This window comes from Parasediminibacterium sp. HNIBRBA5674, from assembly GCF_056745525.1.
Genome location: NZ_JBQWIE010000033.1, coordinates 12,394 through 38,684, shown reverse-complemented (window position 1 = coordinate 38,684; position 26,291 = coordinate 12,394). Strand labels below are relative to the sequence as shown.

Annotated in this window: 33 protein-coding genes; 4 read left to right on the top strand and 29 right to left on the bottom strand. The window is 36.4% G+C overall.

Annotation, left to right across the window (positions count from 1 at the left end; all coding sequences use genetic code 11):
• Window positions 1–207: 207 nt before the first annotated feature.
• Entirely contained in the window at window positions 208–1,032 is an 825-nt protein-coding gene (gene kdsA, locus ACT9TX_RS14855; protein WP_481339429.1) for a 3-deoxy-8-phosphooctulonate synthase, read from the top strand.
• 70 nt (window positions 1,033–1,102) lie between these two features.
• Here kdsA and map read toward each other — a convergent pair whose 3' ends face one another.
• From map to rpsJ, 23 genes are all read right to left on the bottom strand, one after another.
• Window positions 1,103–1,933, bottom strand: a complete 831-nt coding sequence (map, locus tag ACT9TX_RS14850) for a type I methionyl aminopeptidase (protein ID WP_481339428.1) — start codon at window positions 1,931–1,933, stop codon at window positions 1,103–1,105.
• 125 nt (window positions 1,934–2,058) lie between these two features.
• A complete protein-coding gene (gene secY / locus ACT9TX_RS14845; RefSeq protein ID WP_481339427.1) occupies window positions 2,059–3,414 on the bottom strand; it encodes a preprotein translocase subunit SecY in 1,356 nt (451 codons plus the stop codon).
• Between the two features lie 82 nt (window positions 3,415–3,496).
• Window positions 3,497–3,946 (bottom strand): 50S ribosomal protein L15, encoded by a 450-nt coding sequence (gene rplO, locus ACT9TX_RS14840; RefSeq protein ID WP_481339425.1) that lies wholly within the window; start codon window positions 3,944–3,946, stop codon window positions 3,497–3,499.
• A 50-nt stretch (window positions 3,947–3,996) separates the two neighbouring features.
• Complete coding sequence (rpmD, locus tag ACT9TX_RS14835) at window positions 3,997–4,179, bottom strand: 50S ribosomal protein L30 (RefSeq protein WP_481339424.1); 183 nt, start codon at window positions 4,177–4,179, stop codon at window positions 3,997–3,999.
• A 72-nt stretch (window positions 4,180–4,251) separates the two neighbouring features.
• On the bottom strand, window positions 4,252–4,773 hold the full coding sequence (gene rpsE / locus ACT9TX_RS14830; RefSeq protein ID WP_481339423.1) for a 30S ribosomal protein S5: 522 nt from the start codon (window positions 4,771–4,773) through the stop codon (window positions 4,252–4,254).
• A 30-nt stretch (window positions 4,774–4,803) separates the two neighbouring features.
• Window positions 4,804–5,157 (bottom strand): 50S ribosomal protein L18, encoded by a 354-nt coding sequence (rplR, locus tag ACT9TX_RS14825; protein WP_481339422.1) that lies wholly within the window; start codon window positions 5,155–5,157, stop codon window positions 4,804–4,806.
• A 49-nt stretch (window positions 5,158–5,206) separates the two neighbouring features.
• On the bottom strand, window positions 5,207–5,761 hold the full coding sequence (gene rplF / locus ACT9TX_RS14820) for a 50S ribosomal protein L6 (RefSeq protein WP_481339420.1): 555 nt from the start codon (window positions 5,759–5,761) through the stop codon (window positions 5,207–5,209).
• A 77-nt stretch (window positions 5,762–5,838) separates the two neighbouring features.
• Window positions 5,839–6,237, bottom strand: a complete 399-nt coding sequence (rpsH, locus tag ACT9TX_RS14815) for a 30S ribosomal protein S8 (protein WP_481339418.1) — start codon at window positions 6,235–6,237, stop codon at window positions 5,839–5,841.
• Between the two features lie 63 nt (window positions 6,238–6,300).
• Window positions 6,301–6,570: a 30S ribosomal protein S14 gene (rpsN, locus tag ACT9TX_RS14810; protein ID WP_481339416.1), complete on the bottom strand. Its 270-nt coding sequence runs from the start codon at window positions 6,568–6,570 to the stop codon at window positions 6,301–6,303.
• 6 nt (window positions 6,571–6,576) lie between these two features.
• Complete coding sequence (rplE, locus tag ACT9TX_RS14805; RefSeq protein WP_481339414.1) at window positions 6,577–7,152, bottom strand: 50S ribosomal protein L5; 576 nt, start codon at window positions 7,150–7,152, stop codon at window positions 6,577–6,579.
• Entirely contained in the window at window positions 7,152–7,490 is a 339-nt protein-coding gene (rplX, locus tag ACT9TX_RS14800) for a 50S ribosomal protein L24 (protein WP_481339412.1), read from the bottom strand. The genes rplE and rplX overlap by 1 nt, the downstream gene beginning before the upstream one ends.
• Window positions 7,491–7,606: 116 nt before the next feature.
• Entirely contained in the window at window positions 7,607–7,975 is a 369-nt protein-coding gene (gene rplN, locus ACT9TX_RS14795) for a 50S ribosomal protein L14 (RefSeq protein ID WP_481339410.1), read from the bottom strand.
• Between the two features lie 100 nt (window positions 7,976–8,075).
• Window positions 8,076–8,342: a 30S ribosomal protein S17 gene (gene rpsQ, locus ACT9TX_RS14790; RefSeq protein ID WP_481339408.1), complete on the bottom strand. Its 267-nt coding sequence runs from the start codon at window positions 8,340–8,342 to the stop codon at window positions 8,076–8,078.
• A 13-nt stretch (window positions 8,343–8,355) separates the two neighbouring features.
• Window positions 8,356–8,562 (bottom strand): 50S ribosomal protein L29, encoded by a 207-nt coding sequence (gene rpmC, locus ACT9TX_RS14785; protein ID WP_481339406.1) that lies wholly within the window; start codon window positions 8,560–8,562, stop codon window positions 8,356–8,358.
• Window positions 8,563–8,581: 19 nt separating this feature from the next.
• Window positions 8,582–9,001: a 50S ribosomal protein L16 gene (rplP, locus tag ACT9TX_RS14780; protein WP_481339404.1), complete on the bottom strand. Its 420-nt coding sequence runs from the start codon at window positions 8,999–9,001 to the stop codon at window positions 8,582–8,584.
• Window positions 9,002–9,046: 45 nt separating this feature from the next.
• A complete protein-coding gene (gene rpsC, locus ACT9TX_RS14775) occupies window positions 9,047–9,847 on the bottom strand; it encodes a 30S ribosomal protein S3 (protein ID WP_481339402.1) in 801 nt (266 codons plus the stop codon).
• A 13-nt stretch (window positions 9,848–9,860) separates the two neighbouring features.
• Window positions 9,861–10,205 carry a 50S ribosomal protein L22 gene (gene rplV / locus ACT9TX_RS14770; RefSeq protein ID WP_481339400.1) on the bottom strand — a complete coding sequence of 115 codons (345 nt, stop codon included), beginning with the start codon at window positions 10,203–10,205 and terminating at the stop codon, window positions 9,861–9,863.
• 50 nt (window positions 10,206–10,255) lie between these two features.
• Window positions 10,256–10,525 (bottom strand): 30S ribosomal protein S19, encoded by a 270-nt coding sequence (rpsS, locus tag ACT9TX_RS14765; protein WP_481339398.1) that lies wholly within the window; start codon window positions 10,523–10,525, stop codon window positions 10,256–10,258.
• A gap of 60 nt (window positions 10,526–10,585) precedes the next feature.
• Window positions 10,586–11,425, bottom strand: coding sequence for a 50S ribosomal protein L2 (gene rplB / locus ACT9TX_RS14760; protein ID WP_481339396.1), 840 nt, complete (start codon window positions 11,423–11,425; stop codon window positions 10,586–10,588).
• 46 nt (window positions 11,426–11,471) lie between these two features.
• On the bottom strand, window positions 11,472–11,771 hold the full coding sequence (gene rplW, locus ACT9TX_RS14755; RefSeq protein ID WP_481339394.1) for a 50S ribosomal protein L23: 300 nt from the start codon (window positions 11,769–11,771) through the stop codon (window positions 11,472–11,474).
• A gap of 25 nt (window positions 11,772–11,796) precedes the next feature.
• On the bottom strand, window positions 11,797–12,435 hold the full coding sequence (gene rplD, locus ACT9TX_RS14750; RefSeq protein ID WP_481339392.1) for a 50S ribosomal protein L4: 639 nt from the start codon (window positions 12,433–12,435) through the stop codon (window positions 11,797–11,799).
• Window positions 12,436–12,457: 22 nt separating this feature from the next.
• Window positions 12,458–13,075 (bottom strand): 50S ribosomal protein L3, encoded by a 618-nt coding sequence (gene rplC, locus ACT9TX_RS14745; protein ID WP_481339391.1) that lies wholly within the window; start codon window positions 13,073–13,075, stop codon window positions 12,458–12,460.
• Between the two features lie 281 nt (window positions 13,076–13,356).
• Window positions 13,357–13,662 (bottom strand): 30S ribosomal protein S10, encoded by a 306-nt coding sequence (rpsJ, locus tag ACT9TX_RS14740; protein ID WP_026770720.1) that lies wholly within the window; start codon window positions 13,660–13,662, stop codon window positions 13,357–13,359.
• Window positions 13,663–13,827: 165 nt separating this feature from the next.
• Here rpsJ and ACT9TX_RS14735 point away from each other — a divergent pair, with 165 nt between their 5' ends.
• On the top strand, window positions 13,828–14,838 hold the full coding sequence (locus ACT9TX_RS14735; protein WP_481339389.1) for a glycoside hydrolase family 5 protein: 1,011 nt from the start codon (window positions 13,828–13,830) through the stop codon (window positions 14,836–14,838).
• Window positions 14,839–14,947: 109 nt separating this feature from the next.
• Window positions 14,948–16,480: a tetratricopeptide repeat protein gene (locus tag ACT9TX_RS14730; protein WP_481339388.1), complete on the top strand. Its 1,533-nt coding sequence runs from the start codon at window positions 14,948–14,950 to the stop codon at window positions 16,478–16,480.
• A gap of 201 nt (window positions 16,481–16,681) precedes the next feature.
• Here the strand turns inward: ACT9TX_RS14730 and ACT9TX_RS14725 are convergent, their stop codons facing one another.
• The 6 genes from ACT9TX_RS14725 to ACT9TX_RS14700 form a co-directional block, all read right to left on the bottom strand.
• Entirely contained in the window at window positions 16,682–17,758 is a 1,077-nt protein-coding gene (locus ACT9TX_RS14725; protein WP_481339386.1) for a hypothetical protein, read from the bottom strand.
• 61 nt (window positions 17,759–17,819) lie between these two features.
• Complete coding sequence (locus tag ACT9TX_RS14720) at window positions 17,820–18,887, bottom strand: RES family NAD+ phosphorylase (RefSeq protein WP_481339384.1); 1,068 nt, start codon at window positions 18,885–18,887, stop codon at window positions 17,820–17,822.
• A gap of 4 nt (window positions 18,888–18,891) precedes the next feature.
• Entirely contained in the window at window positions 18,892–19,830 is a 939-nt protein-coding gene (locus tag ACT9TX_RS14715; protein ID WP_481339382.1) for a sce7725 family protein, read from the bottom strand.
• Entirely contained in the window at window positions 19,831–20,700 is an 870-nt protein-coding gene (locus ACT9TX_RS14710) for a sce7726 family protein (RefSeq protein WP_481339381.1), read from the bottom strand. It abuts the gene before it with no gap.
• Between the two features lie 136 nt (window positions 20,701–20,836).
• Window positions 20,837–21,250 (bottom strand): hypothetical protein, encoded by a 414-nt coding sequence (locus tag ACT9TX_RS14705; RefSeq protein WP_481339380.1) that lies wholly within the window; start codon window positions 21,248–21,250, stop codon window positions 20,837–20,839.
• Between the two features lie 128 nt (window positions 21,251–21,378).
• A complete protein-coding gene (locus ACT9TX_RS14700; RefSeq protein ID WP_481339378.1) occupies window positions 21,379–21,891 on the bottom strand; it encodes a hypothetical protein in 513 nt (170 codons plus the stop codon).
• A 271-nt stretch (window positions 21,892–22,162) separates the two neighbouring features.
• Between ACT9TX_RS14700 and ACT9TX_RS14695 the strand changes: the two genes are divergently transcribed.
• A complete protein-coding gene (locus ACT9TX_RS14695) occupies window positions 22,163–26,266 on the top strand; it encodes a S8 family serine peptidase (protein WP_481339377.1) in 4,104 nt (1,367 codons plus the stop codon).
• Window positions 26,267–26,291 lie beyond the last annotated feature (25 nt).

The following is a 26,291-nucleotide window of genomic DNA, read 5'->3' as shown; positions in this document are numbered from 1 at the left end:
AGACATCGCTCAATCAATGGTTTTCTGTTCAATGTAATGAGTACATTGGCAGCTTATTCTTTCTTCACCAAAAAGCCTTCACTCAACATCCAAATGGAAGATTCTAAACAACTTTGCTTAGCACCTTAAACCGAACTCACGTTAATATAATATCAAACAAATGCATTTGCCTAATTTCGCATCATTCTACATTTAAAAATACTAAGAATGATACCATCTTATTTGTCTAATTTATTCGAAAAACAATCATACAATCCTGATAACTTTTTTTTAATTGCCGGCCCATGTGTAGTAGAAGGTGAAGAATTGGTGATGGAAATTGCGGATAAAGTGTCTAAGATTTGCCGTAGGCTAGAAATACCTTACGTGTTTAAAGCCAGTTACCGCAAAGCAAATAGAACTAATGCAGCATCCTTTACAGGTTTGGGCGACAGCGTGGGCCTAGACTTGATAAAAAAAGTGGGTGATACTTTTCAATTGCCAACCACCTCTGACATTCATGCACATGAAGAAGCCGCAGAAGCTGCCAAATACATAGATATTTTACAAATACCGGCCTTTTTATGTAGACAAACAGACTTATTAGTAGCTGCTGCTGAAACAGGTAAAGTAGTAAACGTAAAAAAAGGGCAGTTTTTAAATGGCCCTTCTATGAAGTTTGCAGTAGAAAAAGTACAAAAAGCTGGTAATAACCAAGTAATGCTTACAGAGCGAGGTAACTTTTTTGGTTATCAAGATTTAGTGGTTGACTACAGAAATATTCCTTGGATGAGTGAACACGGTGTACCTGTAATTATGGATTGCACACACAGTTTGCAACAACCTAATCAAACAAGTGGTGTTACTGGAGGCAATCCTAATTTAATTACAACAATCGCTAAAGCTGCTATTGCTACAGGTGCAGATGGTTTATTTATTGAAACGCATCCAAATCCTGCTGTGGCATTAAGTGATGGTGCTAATATGTTACACCTGAGCAAATTAGAAAATTTATTAGAGCAATTAGTAAGAGTCAGAAAAGCTGTTATCTAGTAAAATACATCTTCACTAAATTAAAAAGGACTTTCTAAACAGAAAGTCCTTTTTAATTGTAACAACTATTTTAAAAAGGTATTACAAGTGATGGTGTCAAGTTGGGATTAGCTTGTTCAGCTGCTTCAATAATACTGTAATCAGATAAAATTAAAGCTTTACCACGTTTTATACACACATCATGTTCAAAGTGTACCGAAGGTAACCCATCTTTTGTTCTAACCGTCCAGCCATCGTTATCTGTATAAACGTCTTTACTACCCAGATTAATCATTGGTTCTATAGCAAGTACTAAATTTTCTTTCAATTTCATGCCTGTACCACGCATACCAAAGTTTGGAACATTTGGGTCTTCGTGCAAATGTTTACCAAGACCGTGACCTACTAATTCTCTTACCACCCCATATTTATTCTTCTTCTCGGTATGTTCTTGAATAGCAAAAGCAATATCCCCAATTCTATTATTGATAATGGCTTTCTCAATGCCTTTGTATAAACTTTCTTTGGTAATATTTACTAACTTTTTTACGTTTTCACTTGCTTCGCCAATAATAAATGTGTAAGCATGATCACCATGCCAACCATTTAAAATCACTCCCATATCAATAGATACAATGTCACCATCCTTTAAAGCAACATTATTTGGAAAGCCATGAACCACCACGTCATTAACACTCGCACAAATATTATGAGGGTAACCTCTATAATTGTAAAACGAAGGAATGGCATTATTATCCTTTACAAACTCTGCACATAATTTATCAATTTGCAAAGTGCTAACACCTGGCTTTAATATTTTAGCCACTTCAGTAAGTGTTTTGCTTACAAGTGTAGCTGCCTTTTTCATTAACGCTACTTCTGCCTCTGTTTTATAATACACCAAATTTTTCGAAAAGCTCATTATATATTACTTGAAATGATTTACAAAATTACCATGGCTACTATTTAAATAGTAAAACTGCAACAAAATAAAAACCTGTTAGGATAGCCCAACAGGTTTAAAGTATTTTAAATAGAATCTTAAAATTAGATAGTTGTTGCAGGCATACTGCTTGAAACTTGTCTGCCTTGTACACGACCACTACTCATTAAACCATCGTATTGACGCATTAATAAGTAAGTTTCAATTTGTTGCAAAGTATCTAAAACAACACCTACCATTATCAACAAACTTGTACCACCAAAGAAAGTACTGAAACCTTGTATTACACCTAAGCGTTGTGCAAAGCCTGGTAAAATACCTACAGCAGCTAAGAAAATAGCACCTGGTAAAGTAATTTTATCCATGATAGCACCAATATAATCAGCAGTTGGTTCACCTGGTTTTACGCCTGGTACAAAACCGTTGTTGCGTTTTAAATCTTCAGCTATTTGTTTCGGATTAAAGATTAATGCAGTGTAAAGGAAAGTAAAACCAATTACCATTACAGAGTAAATAATCATGTACCAAACATTGCTGTGATCACTAAATATTTTTACTAAACCTTTAGCAGAATCTAAATTAGTGAAAGATACTAAAGTGGGTAAGAACATTATAGCTTGCGCAAAGATGATTGGCATAACACCAGCGCTATTAACTTTTACAGGCAAAAATTGTCTTGCACCACCAAACTGACGGTTACCGATAATTTGCTTAGCATAGTTAACAGGTATTTTTCGTACACCTTGTACTAAAATGATTAAGCCCATAATGATAGCTACTAAAATAGCAACCTCGATTAGGAAGATTAATAAACCACCACCAGCTTTTTCACTTTTTGCAGTAAACTCTTGCAAGATAGATTGCGGCAAACGAGCTAAGATACCAACCATGATGATAATTGAAGTACCGTTACCTAAACCTTTATCTTGAATTTTTTCACCTAACCACATTACAAATAATGTACCTGCAGTTAATGTGATAATTGTAGAAACAGTAAAGAAACTAGCATAAGCAGGGATCAACGCTTCTGCGTAACCTGGACTCTTCAAGTAAGCGATATAAGCACCAGCTTGGAACATTGTTACTACTATAGTTAGGTAACGTGTCCATTGGTTAATTTTCTTACGACCACTTTCACCTTCTTTCTGAACTTTTTGTAGTTGAGGTACCAAAATGGTCATTAGCTGCATAAAAATTGAAGCAGAGATATATGGCATAATACCTAATGCAAGGATAGAAGCTTGAGAGAAGCCACCACCAGCAAAAGTATCAAAAAGACTAAGTAAACCATTACTCTTAGAATTGGCCTTAGCTGCATCTAATAAAGTAGGGTCGATACCAGGTAATACGATGTGATTACCCAAACGGTAAACGAACACGAAAGCTAGGGTTACGATAATTTTATTACGTAATTCTTCAATCGTCCAAATGTTTTTAAGAGTATCTATGAATTTTTTCACGTTAGTTCTTGAGTTAAAAGTTAATTCCCTAAAACCAAAAAAGACGCATCGTTGATGGATGCGTCTGGCAAATTACGTTAAATTACTTTACAATTTCAACGCTGCCACCAGCTGCCTCTATGGCCTCCTTTGCTTTGGCACTTAATGCGTTTATTTTGAAGGTGAGTTTAGATTTTAATTCACCTGTACCCAAAATCTTAACTTTATCAGTTTTGCTGATTAAACCGTTTATATACAACTGTTCAACAGAAAATTCAGGGAAGGCATATTTTTCTTGTAGTGTTTCAATCTGACCTAAATTGAAAACCACAAATTCAATCTTGTTGTTGTTTTTAAAACCACGTTTTGGTATACGACGTTGAATTGGCATCTGACCACCTTCAAAAGCGTTTTTACGCTGGTAACCAGCACGTTGCTGACTACCTTTGTTACCTTGTGTAGAGGTGCCACCTTTACCACTTGCCTCACCACGACCAATTCTTTTTTCTTTATGTACTGAACCTTCAGCAGGTTTTAGAGTATGTAATTTCATGTGTAATGATTTTGTACTTACGGGGCATCACCCCTCGCTTGATTTTTAAATTATGCTAATTCCTCTACTTTTACTAAATGGCTAACTTTATTAACCATACCAAGAATTTGAGGAGTTGCTTCAACTTCTTTAGTTGCATTCATTTTTCTTAGGCCTAAAGCAATTAAAGTTTGCTTTTGACGCTCAGATCTATCAATACCACTTTTAACCTGTGTGATTTTAATCTTTACCATAACCTTCGTTATTTAGTCGGCATCAAATGTAAGGTTAGTTGTAATACCAATCCAATTTGAGGCTAACTTATTTTATCCGTTAAATACTTTACTTAATTTAATACCACGAGTTTTTGAAACTTGAATTGGTTCACGTAGTAATTTTAAAGCTTCAATTGTTGCTTTAACCACATTGTGTGGGTTTGCAGAACCTAAACTTTTTGCAAGTACGTCAGTAATACCAGCGCTTTCAAGAACAGCACGCATACTACCACCTGCAATTACACCCGCACCATGCGCTGCTGGTTTAATTAAAACTTTAGCTGCACCAGATTTAGCTAGTTGCTCGTGAGGAATAGTTCCGTGCATAATAGGAACTTTCACTAAGTTTTTCTTTGCATCATCAATACCTTTAGCAATTGCTTCTTGTACCTCTTTTGCTTTACCTAAGCCTTGGCCAACCACACCGTTGTCGTTACCAACAACTACAAGGGCTGAAAAACTGAAAGTACGACCACCTTTTGTTGTTTTAACAACACGGTTAATAGAAACTACTTTCTCTTTTAGTTCATCATCACCACCTGCTTTTATCTTAGAATCAAGTATTTTAGACATTTATCTAAATATTATTTGTTATAGTAGAAATTAAAATTGTAAACCACCTTCTCTTGCACCATCAGCTACTGCTTTGATACGACCGTGGTAAAGGTTACCACCTCTATCAAAAACAACAGTTGTGATACCTAATTCTTTAGCTTTAAGAGCTATCGCAGCACCAACTAGTTTAGATTTCTCTATCTTAGCAACCTTTTGTGCAAGGATATCTTTTTCTCTAGAAGATGAAGCAGCCAATGTTACGGCGTTATCATCATCAATTAGTTGTGCATAGATTTCAGCATTACTTCTGAAAACAGACAAACGTGGCTTAGCAGCTGTACCAGAGATCTTTTTACGAATACGAAATCTGATTTTTTGTCTTTGTTCTAATTTAGTGTTCATTGTTATCTATTTACAACCTCCGATTCTGCCGGAAGTTTATTAATTGTAATTATTTACCAGCCGCTTTACCTGCTTTTCTTCTTAATACTTCACCTACATATTTAACACCCTTACCTTTATATGGCTCTGGTTTACGTAAGCTTCTTAATTTAGCAGCAACTTGGCCAATTAACTGTTTATCACTTCCTTCTAAAGAAATAATAGGGTTTTTACCCTTCTCAGTTAAAGTACTTACTTTCAATTCGCTAGGAACTTCAAAAATAATATTGTGAGAATAACCTAGAGCTAAATCTAAAGTATTACCAGTGTTTGCAGCTTTGTAACCAACACCCACAAGTTCAAGGTTTTTTGTAAAGCCATCGGTAACGCCAACTACTAAGTTGTGAACTAAGGAACGATACAAACCATGCATAGCACGGTGACGTATTTGACCAGTAGGACGAGAAATAATTAGTTCATTACCAACAACTTCTGCTTTGATATCTCTATCAATAGTCTCAGACAAAGTACCTTTAGGTCCTTTAACTGTAACAACATTATCTTTTCCAACTGTGACAGTAACACCATTTGGAATGGCTACTGGCTTTTTACCTATACGAGACATAGTCGTTTAAATTTATTATTATGAAACAAGTTCGTTTTCAGCCCCGACTAAAAGGCTTATATTGTCGAACAATTATTTTAGCTTATGTAGCAAAGTACCTCACCACCAACATTCATAGCCTTAGCTTGTTTGTCAGTAATAACACCTTTAGATGTACTTATAATAGCAACACCAAGGCCATTGATTACTCTTTTAATTTCTGTTGGTTTAGCGTACTGACGCAAACCTGGACGGCTTACTCTTTCTAAAGAGCGAATAGCTGCTTGTTTAGTTGTAGGATCGTACTTCAAGGCTATTTTAATTAAACCCTGTTTAGTATCTTCTTCAAACTTATATTTTAGAATGTAACCTTGCTCGTACAAAATTTCAGTCATACGCTTTTTCAAGTTAGAAGCTGGAATTTCAACTATTCTATGACCTGCCATTTGAGCATTACGAATCCTTGTTAAAAAGTCTGCTATAGGATCAGTTACCATGTTTATATAAATTAATCTTGTTGTAAAAAATATTTGCTTAGTTCCCTTGGGGGCTTGAGCAGATTACCAACTTGCTTTTTTAACGCCTGGTATTAAACCATTTAAAGCCATGTCGCGGAAAATAACACGTGAAATACCGAAATATCTCATATAGCCTTTAGGACGACCTGTTAATTGACAACGATTTTTCAATCTTACAGGTGAAGCGTTTTTAGGTAGTAAATCTAAAGCTGCATAGTCACCAGCTTCTTTCAAAGCGATACGTTTTTCAGCAAATTTCGCTACTATCTTTTCGCGTTTTCTTTGTCTGGCTTTTATTGATTCTTTTGCCATAATATTTTAGTTGTTCTCTTTTTTGATATTTTTAAACGGCATACCCAATTCTTTTAATAACTCGTAGGCTTCTTCGTTAGTAGAAGCTGTAGTTACAAAAGTGATATCTAACCCAGTAATTTTATTTACCTTATCAATATTTATTTCTGGGAAAATGATTTGTTCAGTTACACCTAAAGTATAGTTACCTCTGCCATCAAAAGCTTTATCGCTAATGCCTTTAAAGTCACGTACTCGTGGTAAAGCAACAGAAACCAGTCTATCTAGAAATTCATACATTTTCTCGCCACGTAAAGTAACTCTTGCGCCAATTGGCATGCCTTTACGCAATTTGAAGTTTGAGATATCCTTCTTAGAATATGTTGGTACTGATTTTTGACCAGTAATCGTGTTTAGTTCATCAACAGCTATGTCAACTAATTTTTTATCAGTAACAGCGCCATTAACACCACGGTTAACACAAATTTTTTGCAACTTAGGAGCTTGCATTACAGTTTTGTAATCAAACTTCTTCATCAAAGCAGGAATAACTTCTTTAGTATATTTAACTGCTAATCTTGGAGTATATTTTACTGTGCTCATTATTTAATTACCTCCCCTGATTTTTTAGCTATACGAACTAATTTACCATTTTCTCTTGTACGAGTGATTTTAGTAGCAGCACCAGTTTTAGCATCCCACAACATTACATTAGAAATGTTGATAGAAGCTTCTACTTTTACAATACCACCTTTAGTGTTTTGAGCCGTAGGTTTAGTGTGTTTAGTAGCAATCGCAACACCTTCAACAACAACTCTTTCTTTGTCTACTATTACTTCTAAAACCTTACGTGGCTTTTTCAAATCTTTATCATCACCAGCAATCACAACTATAGTGTCGCCTTTCTTGATGTTAAATTTGGGTTTAAATCTTGTACTCATTTTTATTACCCTTTTGTCTTTTCTGCCATTGGCAGATAAATATTTTTGTTATCAGCTAAGAATCTGTGTGTAGCTTCTGTTGCGTCGCACACTGGAACTATAAGTTCATTGTTGTACTAAAGAACCTCAGGCGCCAAAGAAATAATTTTCATGTAGCCAGCGTCACGAAGTTCACGGGCAACTGGGCCAAAGATACGTGTACCACGAGGGTCATCAGCATTGTTTAACAACACTACTGCGTTGTCATCAAAACGTATATAAGAACCATCTTTTCTACGCAACTTGTTTTTTGTACGAACGATAACTGCTTTTGAAACAGTACCTTTTTTAATGCCACCTGCAGGTATAGCTGCTTTTACGGTAACAACAATTTTATCACCAATTTTAGCATAGTCTTGTCCACTATTACCAAGTACTTTTATACAAAGTACTTCTTTGGCACCACTATTATCAGCTACGTTTAATCTACTTTCTTGCTGGATCATTTTCTTAAGCTTTTCACCGCTAGCGTTTGCTATTGGTTATTTAACACAATTTATATTCAGAGGCTAAGGCTAACTTGTCAGCACGTAGCTTGATACTATATTACTTCGCTTTCTCAATTACTTCAACAAGTCTCCAACGCTTAGTTTTGCTAAGTGGGCGAGTTTCCATAATTTTTACAACGTCACCAATTGTACACTCATTCTTTTCATCATGAGCATGAAATTTAGTGGTTTTCTTTACGAACTTACCATAAATAGGGTGCTTTACCTTTCTTTCAACTGCAACTGTGATGGTTTTAGTCATCTTGTTGCTAGTAACAATACCAACCCTTGTTTTACGCAAATTTCTTACAACCGTAGTTTCCATGTTATCTGGTTTATTAAGCCAAAGCTCTTTTTGTTAATTCCGTTTTTAAACGGGCAATATCTCTTCTCAAACCACGAATGCTTACTGGATTTTCAAGAGGAGAAATTGCGTGAGCAAATTCTAATTTCTTTAAACGTAAGCTATCTTCTTGAATGCGAGCTTTTAAATCAGCCTCATTCAGGTTTCTTAGTTCTTTATTAAATTCTACTTTCTTAACCATTGTAATTAGGTTTTTTAAATTAAGCTTGCAAATCTCTTCTTACGATGAATTTGGTAGCTATAGGTAATTTTTGTGCAGCTAAGCCCATTGCTTCCTTAGCAGTAGCTTCTGTAACACCATCGCACTCAAAAATGATACGACCTGGTTCTACTACAGCAGCCCAGTATTCTGGATTACCTTTACCCTTACCCATACGCACCTCTGCAGGTTTGTTAGTTATAATTTTATCAGGGAAAACACGTATCCAAACATTTCCTTCTCTCTTCATGGCACGTGTCATACTTTGACGGGCAGCTTCAATCTGACGACTGGTTAACCAAATTGGTTCTAATGCTTTAAGGGCAAAAGATCCAAAGGCAATATAAGTACCACGCTTAGCAACTTCACGAATGCGTCCTTTTTGTTGCTTCCTATGTTTGCTTCTTTTCGGCTGTAACATTTATTTCAATTTGAAAATTCGATAATTGATTGACTAATTGGAAAATTAGTTTCTTCTTGGACCACGGTTATCACCACCACCTCTTCTATCACCACCTGGACGACCACCACCATCTCTTCTATCACCACCTTGTCTTCTGTCACCACCACTACGGTCATCTCTTCTTTCGCTCATATCATTCTTGCCACCTACAAAGTTCGGGTTAAGTTCTCTTTTACCTAAAACCTCACCTTTACAGATCCAAACCTTAATACCAATTTTACCATAAACAGTTTGGGCGAAAACACTTGCATAATCAATATCCATACGGAAAGTGTGCAATGGTGTGCGACCTTGTTTAATCTCTTCAGAACGAGCAATTTCAGCACCACCTAAACGGCCACTTACTCTTACTTTAATACCTTCTGCACCCATACGAAGTGTAGAGGCAATTGCCATTTTAATAGCACGTTTGAAGTTGATACGATTTTCGATCTGACGAGCAATTGTATCACCTACAATTGTAGCATCTAATTCAGGGCGACGAATTTCTAAGATATTGATTTGAACATCATCTTTCTTAGTTAATTTCTTCAACTCTTCCTTAATGCGATCTACTTCGCCACCACCTTTACCGATGATGATACCAGGCTTACTTGTATGAATTGTTACAATTAGTTTACCTAATGTACGCTCAATTACAATTCTAGCGATACCACCTTTACTGATACGAGCAGTTAAGTAAGTACGAATTTTATTATCTTCAACTAATTTAACTGAGTAATCTTTCTTGTTAGCATACCAGTTACTTTCCCATCCACGGATGATACCTAACCTGTTGCCAATCGGATTTGCTTTCTGACCCATATTATGGTTTCAATTAATTTTTTGAATCTACAATTATTGTTACATGGTTGCTGCGTTTGCGGATTTTATAACCACGGCCTTGTGGTGCCGGACGCATACGTTTAATAACGCGACCACCATCTACAAAGATTGTTTTTAAAACCAAACTGCTGTCAGCTGCACTTGCACCACTATTCTTTTGTTCCCAGTTGCTAATAGCACTCTTTAACAATTTTGCTAAAGGCACTGCATTATGCTGTGGGTGAAATTCTAGTATAGCCAGCGCTTTTTCCACTTCCATACCACGAACCACATCAGCTAACAAACGCATCTTACGTGGGCCTGTGGGATAGTTATTTAATTTAGCTATTGCTTCCATTTTATTCTGATTTGAAATTTGAGAGTTATGACCTCAAATTAGAAACTAATTTATTTTTTTGAACCAGCGTGACCTCTGAAGTTTCTTGTTGGTGAAAATTCACCTAATTTATGACCAACCATGAACTCGGTTACATAAACTGGAATGAACTTGTTACCATTATGAACTGCGAAAGTGTGACCTACGAAATCTGGAGTAATTGTACTTCTACGGCTCCAAGTTTTAATAACACCTTTCTTTGCTTTGCCTTCATTTACGTTTAATACTTTTACCTCTAGGTTAGCATCAACATAAGGACCTTTTTTAATAGAACGACCCATATTTGTATGTTTGTTGTTTATTCCCCTACAGCATTTTGTAGGATATTTTAACAATGATAATTACTTACTTAATTTCTTACCGTCTCTACGTTGGATAATTAATTTATCGCTTCCTTTACCTCTTGTTCTAGTTTTTTCACCTTTAGCATACTTACCAGTTCTGCTACGTGGATGACCACCAGAAGCTCTACCTTCACCACCACCCATCGGGTGATCTACAGGGTTCATCGCAACACCTCTAGTTCTTGGAGTTCTACCTTTCCAACGGTTAACACCAGCTTTACCAGCTTGTTCCAAGCTATGATCGCTATTTGAAACAACACCAATTGTAGCATAACAGTTAATCAATAACTTTCTTAACTCACCGCTAGGCATTTTAATAACCGCGTATTTTTCTTCCTTATTGGCTAATTGAGCTGAAGTACCTGCACTTCTAACTAATTTACCACCTTGGCCTGGTTGCATTTCAATATTGTGAATCATAGTACCTAAAGGCATATTCTTCATTGGTAATGCATTACCAATTTCTGGTGCAGAATCGTTGCCTGAAGTAACTTTTGCGCCCACTTGCAAACCTTGCGGTGCAATGATGTATCTTTTTTCGCCATCAGCATAATGCAATAATGCGATAAATGCTGTACGATTTGGATCATATTCAATAGAAGCAACAGTCGCTTCAACATCAAACTTATTACGTTTGAAATCTATGATACGATAATGTTTTTTATGACCACCACCAATGTATCTCATTGAACGACGACCTTGTGCATTACGACCACCTGATTTTTTTACAGGCTCTAACAAACTTTTTTCTGGTTTATTAGTAGTGATTTCAGCATAAGCATTACCAATTCTCCAGCGAGTACCGGCGGTCATTGGTTTGTATTTCTTTAATGCCATTTTCTTAAAACTTTTATTACGAACTTATCAGCTTCGTTTGCTATAATTAAATATTTGCGTATAAATCTATCGTCTCGCCTTCAGCAACAGTTACAAAAGCTTTTTTGTAAGAAGGTTTTACACCTTGTACAAGACCAGTTTTAGTTTGGCGGCTTTTGTTTTTACCTGGAACAACTAAAGTATTCACATCAGTTACAGTTACACCGTAAAAAGTTTCAACTGCTGTTTTGATTTCCAATTTGTTAGCCTTACGATTTACTTTGAAAGCATATCTACGCAACTTATCTTGTTGAGCATTTGCTTTTTCAGTTAAAATAGGCTTTACCAATACATCTGTAAGTATCATCTTATTAATATTGAAACGTTTTCAATTAAGCTTCTGCAGCTACTTCATTGTCTACAAAAATGTTTGCTGTGCTTTCAGTAATTACTAAAAAATCAGCATTCATAATTTCGTAAGTATTGATATCTGCTAATAAAGTACTTGTAACATTTGGCACGTTACGAGTGCTTAAATAAACATTATCATTATATTCTGGAAGAATGATGATAGATTTTTTGTTTTCAACATTTAAACCTTTCAATACTTCAACCAATTGTTTTGTTTTTGGTGTTTCCATCGCTAAGTCTTCAACAACTAATATTGCAGACTCCTTTGCTTTGTAACTAAGAGCAGAGATTTTAGCTAGGTCTTTCACTTTACGATTCAATTTGAAATCGTATTTGTGAGGTTTTGGGCCGAAGATTGTACCACCACCTTTGTACAAAGGGTTACGAATATTACCTTTACGAGCACCACCAGTACCTTTTTGTTTGTGAAGTTTACGGCTTGCACCTTGTACTTCAGCACGCGTTTTAACTTTGTGCGTACCTGCACGACGAGCAGCTAAATATTGCTTTACAGCTAAATAAATAACGTGATCGTTTGGTTCAACACCAAATACTTCATCTGGTAATTCAACCGTTCTGCCGGTTTTTTGTCCTTGTATATTTAAAACATCTACTTGCATTGTTCTTCAAAATTAAAAGTGATTACTTCTGGATTAAAACGATTGAACCGTTGTGGCCAGGAACTGAACCACTAATAAGAATGTAATTTTTTTCAGAGAAAATCTTTACAACTTTCAAGCCCTTCATTTTAACTCTGTCGCCACCCATACGGCCAGCCATTCTCATACCTTTAAATACACGTGAAGGATAAGAAGAACCGCCAATAGAACCTGGCGCTCTTGAACGATCATGTTGACCGTGTGTAGCTTCACCCACACCAGAGAAACCATGACGCTTTACAACACCTTGGAAACCCTTACCTTTTGTAGTGCCTACAACTTCCACTTCATCACCTTCTGCAAAGATGTCTAGAGAGATAGTTTCACCAAGATTTTTTTCTATTGAGTAGTTGCGAAATTCTTTTACAAATTTCTTAGGAGCAGTTTGTGCTTTTGCGTAGTGATTAAGCTCGGCTTTTGTAGTATGCTTTTCTTTCTTGTCGCCTAGAGCTAATTGAAGTGCAGTATAACCGTCTATATCCGCAGTTTTTACCTGTGTAACGGTGTTTGGAGCCGCTTCTATAATGGTACAGGCAATTTGCTTGCCGTCTGTACCAAAGATGCTGGTCATCCCGATTTTTTTACCAATAATACCTTTCATCGTGTTTGCGGTTTATGCCCCGCTTCGGTATATAGGACATTTTGGTGATGAAACCAAAATTCAATCCCTGTTTGCTGTCGACCTTTTCCAGTGTTTTCAATCCCGTTTTGGCGGGAAAGAAGAGGAAGTACCGACAGTAAACAAACCTCGAAGGGCCTGTTTATATGTTAATCCAATCTTTTGTAGATTAGAATTGTATCTTACTCAGAGCTCTTTTCTTCTTGTTACAGAATTGAGAGATGAAACATTTTTAAGAACTTGTTTTCCTTTTCAGGAATTTGTTAAGCTTTAATCTCAACTTCAACACCAGAAGGTAAATCCAACTTGCTTAATGCATCTACAGTTCTAGAAGAAGAAGTGTAAATATCCAATAAGCGCTTGTGAGTAGCTAACTGGAACTGCTCGCGGCTTTTCTTATTTACGTGTGGTGAACGCAACACGGTAAAAATCCTTTTGTGTGTAGGTAAAGGAATTGGACCTGTTACAACAGCACCAGTGCTGCGAACTGTTTTTACGATTTTCTCAGCAGATTTGTCTACTAAGTTGTGATCGTATGATTGTAATTTAATTCTGATTCTTTGAGACATAGCCTAAATCCCATTATTTCGATTTGGGGTTGCAAAAGTAAGGGGATATTTTCAACACACAAACAATATTGTGAATTATTTTTTCCAAAATTTAAAAAAAAGCACTTTTTCCACAAATTTGGGGCAAAATGAAATTATTAATCGCTTCTTTTCGTTTCTTTAACTATGAAAAATTGCTTAACGCCAATCCTATGTATCCTAATCACCCTTATTTCCCCTATCAAAACCAACGCACAAGACCTACCTTTTAAACTTGGCATCAATCTTTGTGGTGCCGAATTTGGATTTCAAAATTTACCCGGCACACTCAATAGAGATTATATTTATCCCACAGAAAGCGATATCCAATATTTTGCACGTAAAGGCTTTGGCGTAATTGCCCTTCCTTTTAGATGGGAAAGAATTCAACACGAATTGAATGGCGAACTAGACGACAACGAACTATCGGAAATAAAAAACTTCTTAGTAAAATGTAGTAGATACAATGTGCAAGTATCGCTCACCATGCAAAATTTTGCCAGCTATACCAGAGGTAATAGAGTATTAACGCTTGGCACTTCTAGGTTAGATTATGACAATTATAAAGACGTATGGAAAAAAATTGCTACTGCTTTAATTAATTATAACGTTTATGGCTACGATATTATGAACGAGCCAAGAAATATTTTTGGCAGAAAGTGGCGCAAAGCTGCCCAACACGCTATTGATGGTATAAGAGAAGCCGATAACAATGCATATATAATAGTTGATGGAGAAAATAGCTCTCATAGTTACGATTGGAAACACGATAATAATAAACTTCGAAAGCTTAAAGATCCATACGACAGGATTATATATGATGCTCATTGTTATTTCGATTACGATCATTCGGGTAATTACGATGGTAAGTTTGAGCGTAAAATAACGGCCGATATGGGTGTAGAAAAAGTGAAACCATTTGTAGATTGGCTAAAAAAACATAACAAAAAAGGCATTATTGGCGAGTTTGGCGTGCCAAATAACGATAACAGATGGCTAGAAGTGATGGATAATTTCCTTGCCTACATTTATAAAAAAGGTATTTCGGCAAATTATTGGGCAGCAGGCGCTTGGTGGAACAACTATCCGCTCTCTATACACCCACAAAATGGATCTGATAAGCCACAAATGGCTGTACTAGAAAAATATGTTCGTTAAATACCTATTGCTACCACAATTGGTAAAATAAATAATTGTCTTCCACGTTTTTAGTAGTCAGTTGTCATGATCTCACAACATTTACTCATATTATTAAGCCAATAATTGCATGAAAAGACTCATTGTCTATTGTTTTTTCATTGCTTTAATGCCCCAAGCATTTGGGCAAAGCACTAACACTATTATCAATAAAGACCCACGCTTAGATAAACATTACAAACCTACCAGCCTAGAAGAAGCCCATGCCATTTGCTTGCTAAAAGCTAAAAATGGGGATGCAAAAGCCATGTACGATGCAGGTGTGCATTATCGTTTTGGTATGGGTACAACAGTAGATATGACACGTGCTTTTGAGTTTATATTGAGGGCAGCTGATAATGGTAACCAAGATGCCATATATATGCTCGGCGAAATGTATAAAGATGGTATAGGAATTAAGCAAGATTATACCACCGCTTTTAGTATCTTTTCTAAGAAAGCTTTACGCAGCGATTATAGGGCAAACGCTACACTTGCCTATATGTTGTATAAAGGGCTTGGTTGTAAGCAAAACTATGCTGCTGCTTACGACTTATTTATCACCGAGGCAGAATATGGCAATACGAGCTGTATGTATTATGTAGGCTTGTGCTTAAGAAATGGTTATGGTGTACCACAAAATATTAAAGAGGCTAATAAGTGGCTTAAAAAAAGTGCCGATAAGGGTGATAAACAAAGCATTAGCGAGCTAGCAGAAAAAGAACCTGAGAACAAATGGCCCGTAACACGTTACGATAAAGCATCTTTTATTCGCAGCTACAATAAATACCAAGCTGTTGAACACAACTTAGCTTTAGATAGTATTGATGGTAATTACAGCGGCATATTGTATAAATACGACTGGAGCGGCAACTACATAATAGAGCAAAATGCAGTAAAACTTAGCCTATCACATACTGAGGGCGGCTTACTAGGTACTTTGCAAGAAGGTGGTGAAACATTTGCCCTTAGCGCTACTATTGGTGCCAATGGGTTACGATTTACCAACAGTGTGTACCGAAAAATAGATAGATACAGTGGTGGAAAGGCTGAAGAATGGCAAATAACTTCTGCACAATTGCAACGCATACAAGAGCGAGATAGCATATATATAGTAGGTAATATATCTATGTATTCTAATGATAGACGTGAACCTAGTAAGCCCTACCTACTTAAAATAACCTATGCTACACCAGAAGATACAAGCAAGCCAATAACAGATAGCAGTAAGCTTGCCATACAGCCGCAAGCTACACCTACTCAACCAAACTTTACCAAGCGACCAACCGAACAAGTGGCTAGATATACGGTACAAGGTGATTCTGTGGAAATACGCTTATTTGATGATGGTATTATAGATGGTGATGAAGTGAGTATTATATATAATAATGAGAAGATTGCTAGCAAGGTAGCTTTAAAAGCCTCACCCTTTATCATTAAAATACCTGTAATTAAAGGGCAAGTAAACAGATTTACCATATTTGCCGATAACCTTGGTAAAATACCACCTGCCACTGCTTTTTTACGCATTGTGTACGATAAAAAGGAAGTGGCACTAAACATTAGCTCTGACTTTAGTAAAAGTGACAGCATAGAATTTATAAGCGGCAGCGATAATTTGTAAATATTATTGCCTTCATATCACTTCATCAAACCTATCAGGTTTACAACGCATTGTGTCACTTTTTTATCTAAAATAAAAACTGACACATTTTTGTGTCAAAAAAAATGTGTTAAAAAAAATGACACAAAAAAACTGACACAATTTATTCTTGGATCAAACCTATAAGGTTTTTGCAACCTTATAGGTTTAACTATATCTCACCTAAAAATTAAAATCTTCTGGCTCGCCGTTTACTTTTCTACCTAGTAAAATACCCTCTTCATACATATTTCTAATGGCATCCCATGACCTTTTGTTTTTTTTCTCATTAGGAAAAGCAATGTTCAATTGTACATTTATCATGTATTGCTCACAAGCTTCTGGCAGTGCTTCTGCAATCTTTTTACAGGTATATTTTTTAGCAGCTTTTTTCACGGCTTCTTCCCAATTGATATGTGCTTCCATCGCTACAGGCTCGTCAGCTTCGTACAACACTTCTAAGTAATAGCCCAATTCTTCTTTCAAGCCACTATTCCTTTCGCTCCATTCATACGCCTTGTAATAAGCTTGTACTTCTTTGTTTTCAAATGTTTGTACAAAATAATCTCGTTGGTCTTTATCGTGATAGCTTAAATATTTGGGAATTACAAGAGGCTGTGGCTTTGGTTCTGTTTCTTTAGCGTTCATTTTTTCATAATTCCTAGCTAGATCCATATAAAACTCCTCCTTTTCGCCTCTTATATCGGGCAGGGTCATGTACACACCTGTGCCACGCTGACCATTATAAAAGTCGTACCATTCTGGAAAATCTCTATTCTCGTTATTGGTTTTATAGGCTTCAATTATTTCCGTGTAATCTTGCCAACTTTCGTGAAAGGTGCGCCAACTAATGTCTTCCTCGGTATAATGCGTTAACAAATATTGCGTGTATAATTCTATATCGCTTTCGCTTACAGGTTCTATAAAAGGGCAGTTCAAAATATCCTTTTCCCAAATCCTAAAATCGAAGCACACCTCTATTTCAGGTATTGCTAGTTGTTCGGCACGCCACAAACACTGCGCATCAAACAGTTTTTTTTGTTGAATATATTGCAAATGTTCCGATGCCTTGCTTACCCACTGAATACCATGCTGTTCTTCATTATCCGCATAGCGTTTACCATGTTTTAGCCAAATGCCTTTGTACACGGCGTAAGAGTCTATAAACGATTGAATACTATAGTCTGAAAACTGCTTAAAATATTGTTGCATGGCTTCGTTGGCAGCTATTTCTTGCTTAATGGTTTCCTCAATGCTCATAACATGTTGGGGATTTTGGTGAGTGGAGATTTGGTTGTGAAACTCTTGATGAGTTATAATTCTAAAAATTACTCTTTTTAGCCACTATCTTATGATTTATGTCTATCTTCTCAATTTCAAATACGGTAACTTTTATGCATTCAAATTTACTCGGGTTAAAAATTGCAAGATTATATCCATTTTGATATAATGAACTTTGATACTCAACACCATCAAACCCAATTGATTTTACAAATTCAGAAAGGTACTGTGTTGGAAGATAATCAAGCTCATTATCACTTCTTCTTCTTGGTTTCGAAAGTTCTTGTTCAAGTTTAGTTATAAAAGGCAAATGAATAAGAAAGTCTTCCAGTTCCCCTTGTTCAGCAAGAATTATTGGATCGTATGTATCTCCTCTCAGGTTTATAACTTTAATTTCTTCTCTTAACCTAAAGTCGCCTATAGTTACATAGTCAAATAATGAGGCACGTGCTTCATAAAGTGTAGTTTTTATATCATTTGCTATATATAAATATGATATGCCTAAAGGATTAGCTCTTCCAGCTTTAGCTTTTTCTGGAGGAGGGTTTTTCATTTCACCAATTTTATAACCTTCGAGGCTTTCAGAAATTCTTGCCCTATAGTATTTTTTCCCTTTTTGTATATGTTTTACATATCTTGAAAGTAAACGCTTAAGCTTGAATAAGTCTAAATTGTTCTGTATGTGAAAGCGGTTTGTTGATTTTATTTCTTCTGCAAATTTCTCCCAAGATATTTGTAGTGGTTTTACTTGATTACTTGTTTCAGCACTTGAGGTATGCTTTAACACAACCTTACTTTTAAATAGTCTTTTATATTTATCAAAATCATCGGAAATGATTTCATTTAAAAGTAGTTTTCTATTAATAAGCATTTTAGAAGAAAATATTTTGCCCTGAAAATCATTCTCAATTTGAATCTCAATAGAGTTACCATTCGAATTATCTACTTTATACAAGTCGAATATGTTTTGAAAGAAGAGTACCAATTCTTTCGGGTCATAAATTGCAATGCTTGTAGTCCCGCAAAAATCGCAGTTACCGATAGATTGATTACTATTGATTATATCTTTTAAGTATGAACTAGAAAAGCATTCTGAACAACAAAACATAGTACTAAAGCAGTTTTATTACAAGTTCAATATGGTTCATAATAGACAATTTTTTTACAGTTCCTAACCCTGGGAAATGCCCAGAAATATGTAATTCACGAAAAATGTCTACTGCATTCGTTTTGATCTTATTTAAATCGCACCATGTAACCAATTTATCAAGAGCTTCCTCAAACTTGCCGCCAATATCTGAATTACTATCATTTGAATCAGAAACAAAGTGCTTTATCTTAATTTTTTTTGTAGAATCTGAATATGATAAATGAATAGCTATTGCCCATGGAAGAAATCCACTTTCTGAATAATTATCGCCAATAGTTAAAAAATCTGAAAATCCTACAAAGCCGTCTTTTTTGTAGAAAATATGTTCCTCGGAAAAGTCACTTTCATCAACAGATTTATAATCTGAATTTTTTTGTTGTGAAGAAAAATAATCATCTAACTCAACAACTGTTGCAGAATCAAAATTTCTATAATACCTCCTATTCGTTTTACTAAAATGTACAACATTATATTTCACTGGCACAATTGCGCTATAATCACTAACAATATCATCAATATTCTCGTAGGCAGCATTATGTATTAATGTTAAGCCATGTAACAAAGATGGATGCTTTTTTAATGTACTTAAAAAGGTTTTATGGTTCTCTTTACCAGTTAAAATTATACCTAATTGAAAATTATGGTATTGCCCTAATTCTTTGCTTAGTAATGCCAATATATTTGAAGTCGCATTTTGCATATCACCAACTTTTGGATTGATGACTACTGTAAAATTTATTCCTTTTAGTTTTAAATCATTTAGCGTGTTTTTGAATGTAGTTGAATCTTTTACAGGTTCAATAATAGGAGAGATTTTGGATTTATTTTTCTCCAAAAGTGTACTTATTTCTCTTATTGCAATAAGCTCAAATTGTTTACCACGTAAGTATGGGAAATACATTTAGATAGTTTTTTGGAGAAAAGTATATAGGGTTTCATATTCTTGTTCTGAAAAATCAAGGTTATAACAAATCTGCTTGATTTCAAAAGGTGTTTTGTCTGATTCTAACAAGTTAGAACATTTAATTTTCCTTTCTTTTAATTTACCAAAGGCTATTTTTTGGAAATCAGCAATTGGAATATGAGTAGCTAAATCTAAACATGCCTTAAATATTTTAGTGTTCGGAACTTTAGGGATATATCCAAAGTGATTGAGTATAACTTCGAGATATTCAGGCTTTCTCAGCGTTTTAAAAATTGTTAAATAGTCAAAATGATGTGTATTATTTTCAGCCTTCTTATGCTCTTTAAACTTATTCCGTGTTGTAAATTCAATTACTCCAATTGTTGTATTTGAATAATCATGCATTACTTTATCCAAATATTTTGGACTAGTCACTATATAAACAAAATCTGCAAATTGTACGTAATCGTTAATTTGTTTATTTAACTTTTCAAGACCATCCAAATCTGTTTTAATTTCAAAAACCTTAGCAGAACCATTAAGTAATACAAAATCAGCTATTGAGTTAGCTATTTTAAACTCATTAAACACCCTTGTTGTTTTTAGGCTGTAATGCTTAAGTAAATAGCTTGATAAAAGATTGTTTTTGTAGAAATATTCACTTCGATATTCATTTTGCAATTCTGAATATAAAATCTTGATGGCACTTGAAAATGTAGTATTTATTGAATTAGATGAACAATACTTTTTGATATTCTTTTGGGTGAATTTATAGTCGTTCTCTCTAACAATTTTTTTAAAATTTGAGGTTGTGAAGATTTGAGATAAACTTCTTAAGGAATCTATATTTCTATTTGCTAAAATCATTAGATACAAATATAGCTATTTCGTTTTACTGATATTGAACATCACTACCCTAAAATCTATTTTTTGTTTCCCCCCACAAAAAAAGCCGCCTCAGCATTACTTGAGACGGCTTTCTTCTTCAATCACCTTTAAAATACTACGGCAAAGTGGCTTTGTGGGCTTCTAAGGCTGAAATAAAGTTGTTGGTTTCTTCAATGTCTTTTTCCAATCTTGCTAAATCCAATTCTTTCGCCAATAAAGCTACCACGCCATAGTCGTGCTGCTTATCGGTAAGTAAAAATTGTTTTAGCTCTGCTTTCTTCTTTTTCTTAATCTGCTCGGCCTTTAATTCACCATCAGGTAGCCCTGCAATAATGGTGTCGTAAGCTGCTAGCTCGCCATTTACTTGGGTTAGTTCTGCGTCTAGTTCTACCGAGTTTTCGGTGTAGCTAGTTTGCTGCCTTTGCTGGGCTAGCTTACGAAATTCTAAATCGTCTTTTTCTTTTTTTGCGTCGTTAATTAACACGTCGCAATCTGCTTTTTTTGTGATTGTTGCTACAGAGTAAGCCATTTTTTTAAATTTTAAAATGAAATAATGACTTAAAAATATTGCAGGTTTTTATGTAGCAAACAACCCTTTAGCGGCTTTAACTAATATTTAAATAAAAAGCCTATTTTGGTTAAATTATTTTTAATTAACTATTGTTTAAGCTTTTCTAATTGGGTAATATAGTATTGCAAATTATTTACCTGTGCTTGCAGTAGCAATTGTTTGCTAGTAGTATTTTGTTGTAGCGTTACATTGGCCTCAGCTTCTAGCGCAGCTAGCCATAGCTGTTCTTTTTGAGCAGCGTTGCCACTTGGCGGTTGCGCCGTTAAGGCTTGTACCACTTGCAACTGTGTGGTGGCTTGCTGGTATAGCTTGGTCATCTGTGCTAGTTTTTGCTTTGCAAAATGTAGTTGCAACTTTAGTGTATCTATTTGTTGATTTAGCGCAATATTGGTTTCGGTAATATTGGTTGTTGTAGCGGGCAAAACTGGTAATTGTTGCAGTGCCATTGCTAGCCTTACTAATTGCAAATTAGCATTGGTGGGCAAGCTGCGTTTATTGCTTTGGCACATGGTGAGTAAACTATAACTTATGCCAAGATAATCTGCCAATTGCTGGTTAGTAAGCCCTAAACGCTCACGTATATCTGTAATGGTATTCATGGTTGTGTCAAATTTTTATCAAAATTAAAAACTGACACATTTTTGTGTCAAAAAATTTGTGTTAAAAAAAATGACACAAAAAAAGTGACACAATTTTATAAAGCCAAAAAGGATAGTTGATGGGTGATGGTTTTGGCGGCTAGGGTCTATGGAGTGTTTTCTATCGTCTATTTCCCAATTGAGTGGGCTTTTTTATTCACAGGTTTACCTAAAACCACTACATTAGTGTTCTCGTTTTTAATAATACATCATCTACCTAACTATACACTGTATGTTTAAGCCGTTCATTCTTTCGCTTGCGAGTATCTTATGCCTTGGTACCATTGCCATAGCGCAAACCACTACCAACACCACGCAGCTTAAAAAAGATGCTACACAAGCAAGTGAACAAGCGAATGCTAACTACGCCAAAGCATTATCACTAGCAAAAATCAAACAGTGGGATTTGGTGATTACCACAAAAAATGGGGCTAAAGCTTACCTAGTAGGCATTACACCTAGCGGCCTGCCTAAATATTATATTGCCTACAACAATACGGTGGCAGCCGCTACCACAAGGGCTAATCAATTATGGGCAGGTGGTGCATCGGGGCTAAACCTTAGCGGTAGTTCAGCTTTTTTAAAAAACAAACTAGCCATTTGGGATGGGGGTAGCGTACTAAGTACACACGTAGAGCTAGCAGGTAGAATTACCCAAAAAGATGCACCTGCATCGCTTAGCGACCATGCCACACACGTAACAGGCACTATGATGGCTAGCGGTGTAAACCCAATAGCGAAAGGTATGGCTTATGGCTTGCAAGGCATATTGGCTTACGACTTTTATAACGATATAGCTGAAATTACCACCGAAGCACCAAATATTATATTATCTAACCACTCTTATGGTACTATTGCAGGTTGGCTATACAATTCGTCGCCTAGCGATGGTAGCCCTGCTAGATGGGAATTTTGGGGCAGGCCTAATGAAAATGAAGATGTAAACTTTGGCTATTACGATGATGATTCAAAATCACTAGATGATATTGCTTACAATGCGCCTTACTATTTAATTGTAAAAGCAGCAGGCAATAACCGTGGTACCAATGGCCCTGCGGTGGGTAGCCCCTATTATCGCTATAATGCCAATGACCAAATGGTAGCAGCTGGCAATAGGCCTGTGGGCATTAGCAGCAACGATGGCTATGATATTTTACCTACTTATGCCAATGCTAAAAACATATTGACCATAGGTGCGGTAAACGGTATTAGCAGTGGCTATACCAAACCTAGCGATGTGGTGATGAGTAGCTTTAGCAGTTGGGGCCCTACAGATGATGGCAGAATAAAACCAGACCTTGTAGCAGATGGTGTAAACCTTACCTCTAGCGTAGCAAGTGGCAATAGTAATTATGAATCGTTAAGTGGTACATCTATGGCTTCGCCAAATGCCACAGGCTCTTTACTATTACTACAAGAATATTATGCACAACTAAAAGCAGGTAGCTTTATGCGTTCAGCCACACTAAAAGGGCTCGCCATACATACTGCAGAAGAAGCAGGTAGTGCAGATGGGCCTGATTATAAGTTTGGCTGGGGCTTGTTGAATGTAGAAAAAGCAGCCACACATATTAAAGCTGCCATTACTAATAATAACAGCACTACAAGCGAGTATTTACTGTATGAAAATACTTTGGCCAATGGTGCGACTTACACACAAACAGTTGTAGCCACTGGAAAAGGACAGCTAATTGCTACCCTATGCTGGACTGATAAAAGTGGTACAGTAACACCTTATGCCAATGCCCTAAACGACCGCACCATAAAACTAGTAAATGACCTAGACATACGCATAACCAAAGGCAGCACCACTTACTACCCTTGGATACTTGACCCCAACAACCCTGCTAATGCAGCCACTAAAGGCAATAATATAAGAGACAATGTTGAGCGCATTAATATAGACAGTGTGGTACCTGGCCAAACGTATACCATTACCATAAGCCACAAAGGCACATTATCTGGAGGCTCGCAAGCTTACGCACTGTTAGTAAGTGGTGTAGGTGGAACGGCTATTTGTACATCAAGCGCTAGCAATAGTGCAGGTACTTATATTGATAGCGTATCATTTACCAATATACAAAAAAAGAGCAGCACTAGCTGTACTACTTATACTGACAATACCAATATTACAGGCGATATAGAAGCTAATAAAACATTGCCACTTACTGTAAAAGTGGCTAGCTGCGATGGCACTAATGCCAATAAAATAGTGAAGGTATTTATAGACTATAATAGCAACGGTAGTTTTACCGATGCAGGTGAACTAGTAGCTACAAGTGGTGTACTTACCAATGGCAGTGTGTTTACTACCAATGTTACTACTGCGAGTAATATTACCAAAGGCAGCTACTTGCGTATGCGTATAATAGCACAAGAAACTAGTACTGCGAGTGATGTACAAGCTTGTGGTAGCTACGCTAATGGTGAAACGCAAGATTATAGATTACGTGTGGTACAACCAAGCAATGATATAGCCGTAACAGAATTGGTAACGCCTATTACTGGTAGCGGTAGTAATGCTGCGCAGCTAATAGCAGTGCGACTAAGAAACTATGGCAGCGTAGACAAAAGCAATATACCCTTAACTGCTACCGTAACCAATGGTGCTACAACTATAGCAACTATTAGTGTAACCTGCCCTCTTACTATAACGGCTGGTAATAGCGCTGTGTATACTTTTCAGAAAACCTTTACTAGCTTACCTGCTACCAACTATACCATTAGCATTACTGCTACTGCCACAGACGATCAAGATGCTAGTAACAATACCCTTACAAGCAGTGTGGCTATTGCTGCTAAGCCTGCTGCACCAGTAGCTAGTGGTGTAATTTGTAGTCCTACAAGCGTTACTTATACCATCAGCAATACTGTAGCTGGTACTAACTATTATTGGTACAGTACCGCCACAAGTACTACACCTATTGGCGCAGGTACAAGCCTTAGTTTAAACAGTGTACCGCCTAGCAATACTGTATATGTAGAAAGCGGCGCAAGAACAGGTGTAGGTATTACTAGCAAAAACAACTACCCTAGTGGTGGTGGCTACCAAGGCGCACCTAGTGCTTACATGAAATACACTGCAACCACACCTATGATACTAGAAAGTGTGCGGTTATTTAGCAAATATCCTGGCACTGTAAACTTAAACTTGTATAACCTTGCAAGTGAAACAAGTTCGGGCTATTCGTACTATGACTTTGGCGGGCCAAGCATAAATGTATACGCTACACACCCTACACCACAAGCAGGCACTGTAACTGCAAATGATGCAAGCGATACAGGGGCTATTTATTATGTAGGCATGTCGCTACCAAGTGCAGGCGCTATAGTAAGCTATGCTATACGGGCTACCACAAGTGACAACAATATGAACCTATTTAGAAACAACAATCTTTCTACCACTAATAGTTTGTACCCATTTACCACCATACCTAACATAGTATCGCTTACAGGCAATAGTGTACAGGCTGGTACTAGCGCAAGTACCTACCCTGCCTTTTATTATTACCTCTACGACATGAAAGTAAAAACAGTGGATGATGTGAGCGAAAGAGCGGCCGTGGTGGCTACACAAGCTAGCTTACCTACAATTACAATTGTAGGTGCTGCACAAGACAGCTTGCTTACCAATGCAGTGAATAATATACAATGGTACTTAGATGGTAGCGTAATGAATGGTGCTATTACCAACAAAATAAAACCACTAGTGAGTGGTACTTACTCTGTAAGTGGCACTACAAGTAGTGGCTGTACGTTAACCTCGAATGGATTGGTATTTACGGTGGCAAATTTACCGCTGAACTTTACCAACCTAAGTGCTAGCCAAACTGCTGCATCTCAAGTACAAGTAAATTGGCTAACAGCAAATGAAATAAATGTGCAGCAGTTTGTTATAGAGCGCAGCAACTATGGTAATAGCTTTAGTAAAATAGGCACAGTAACAGCAGTGGGTAGTGGCAATTATAGCTTTGGAGATAATAGCGTTGGTAATGCCGGGTCACCATTATACTATCGCATCAAAGCTGTAGATAAAGATGGCAGCATCAGTTATAGTCAAGTTGTGCGTGTGCAACTTGGTACTAGCAACGTGCGCTTTAGTGTATATCCTAATCCTGTAAAAGATCAGTTGCAAATACAGTTACAAAGTTCAGCTAAACACACAGCAAGTATCAAAATAACTGACATACAAGGCAAAGTAGTATGGCAACAAACGGTATACTTACAAGCAGGCAACAACTTTGTAAGCCTTGCTACAAGCGGCTTTGCAAAAGGCAGTTATGTACTTACCATTACAGGCGAACAAGTGTATAAACAAACCATTGTAAAAGAGTAGCCGGATAAATGAATCATTGCACTAC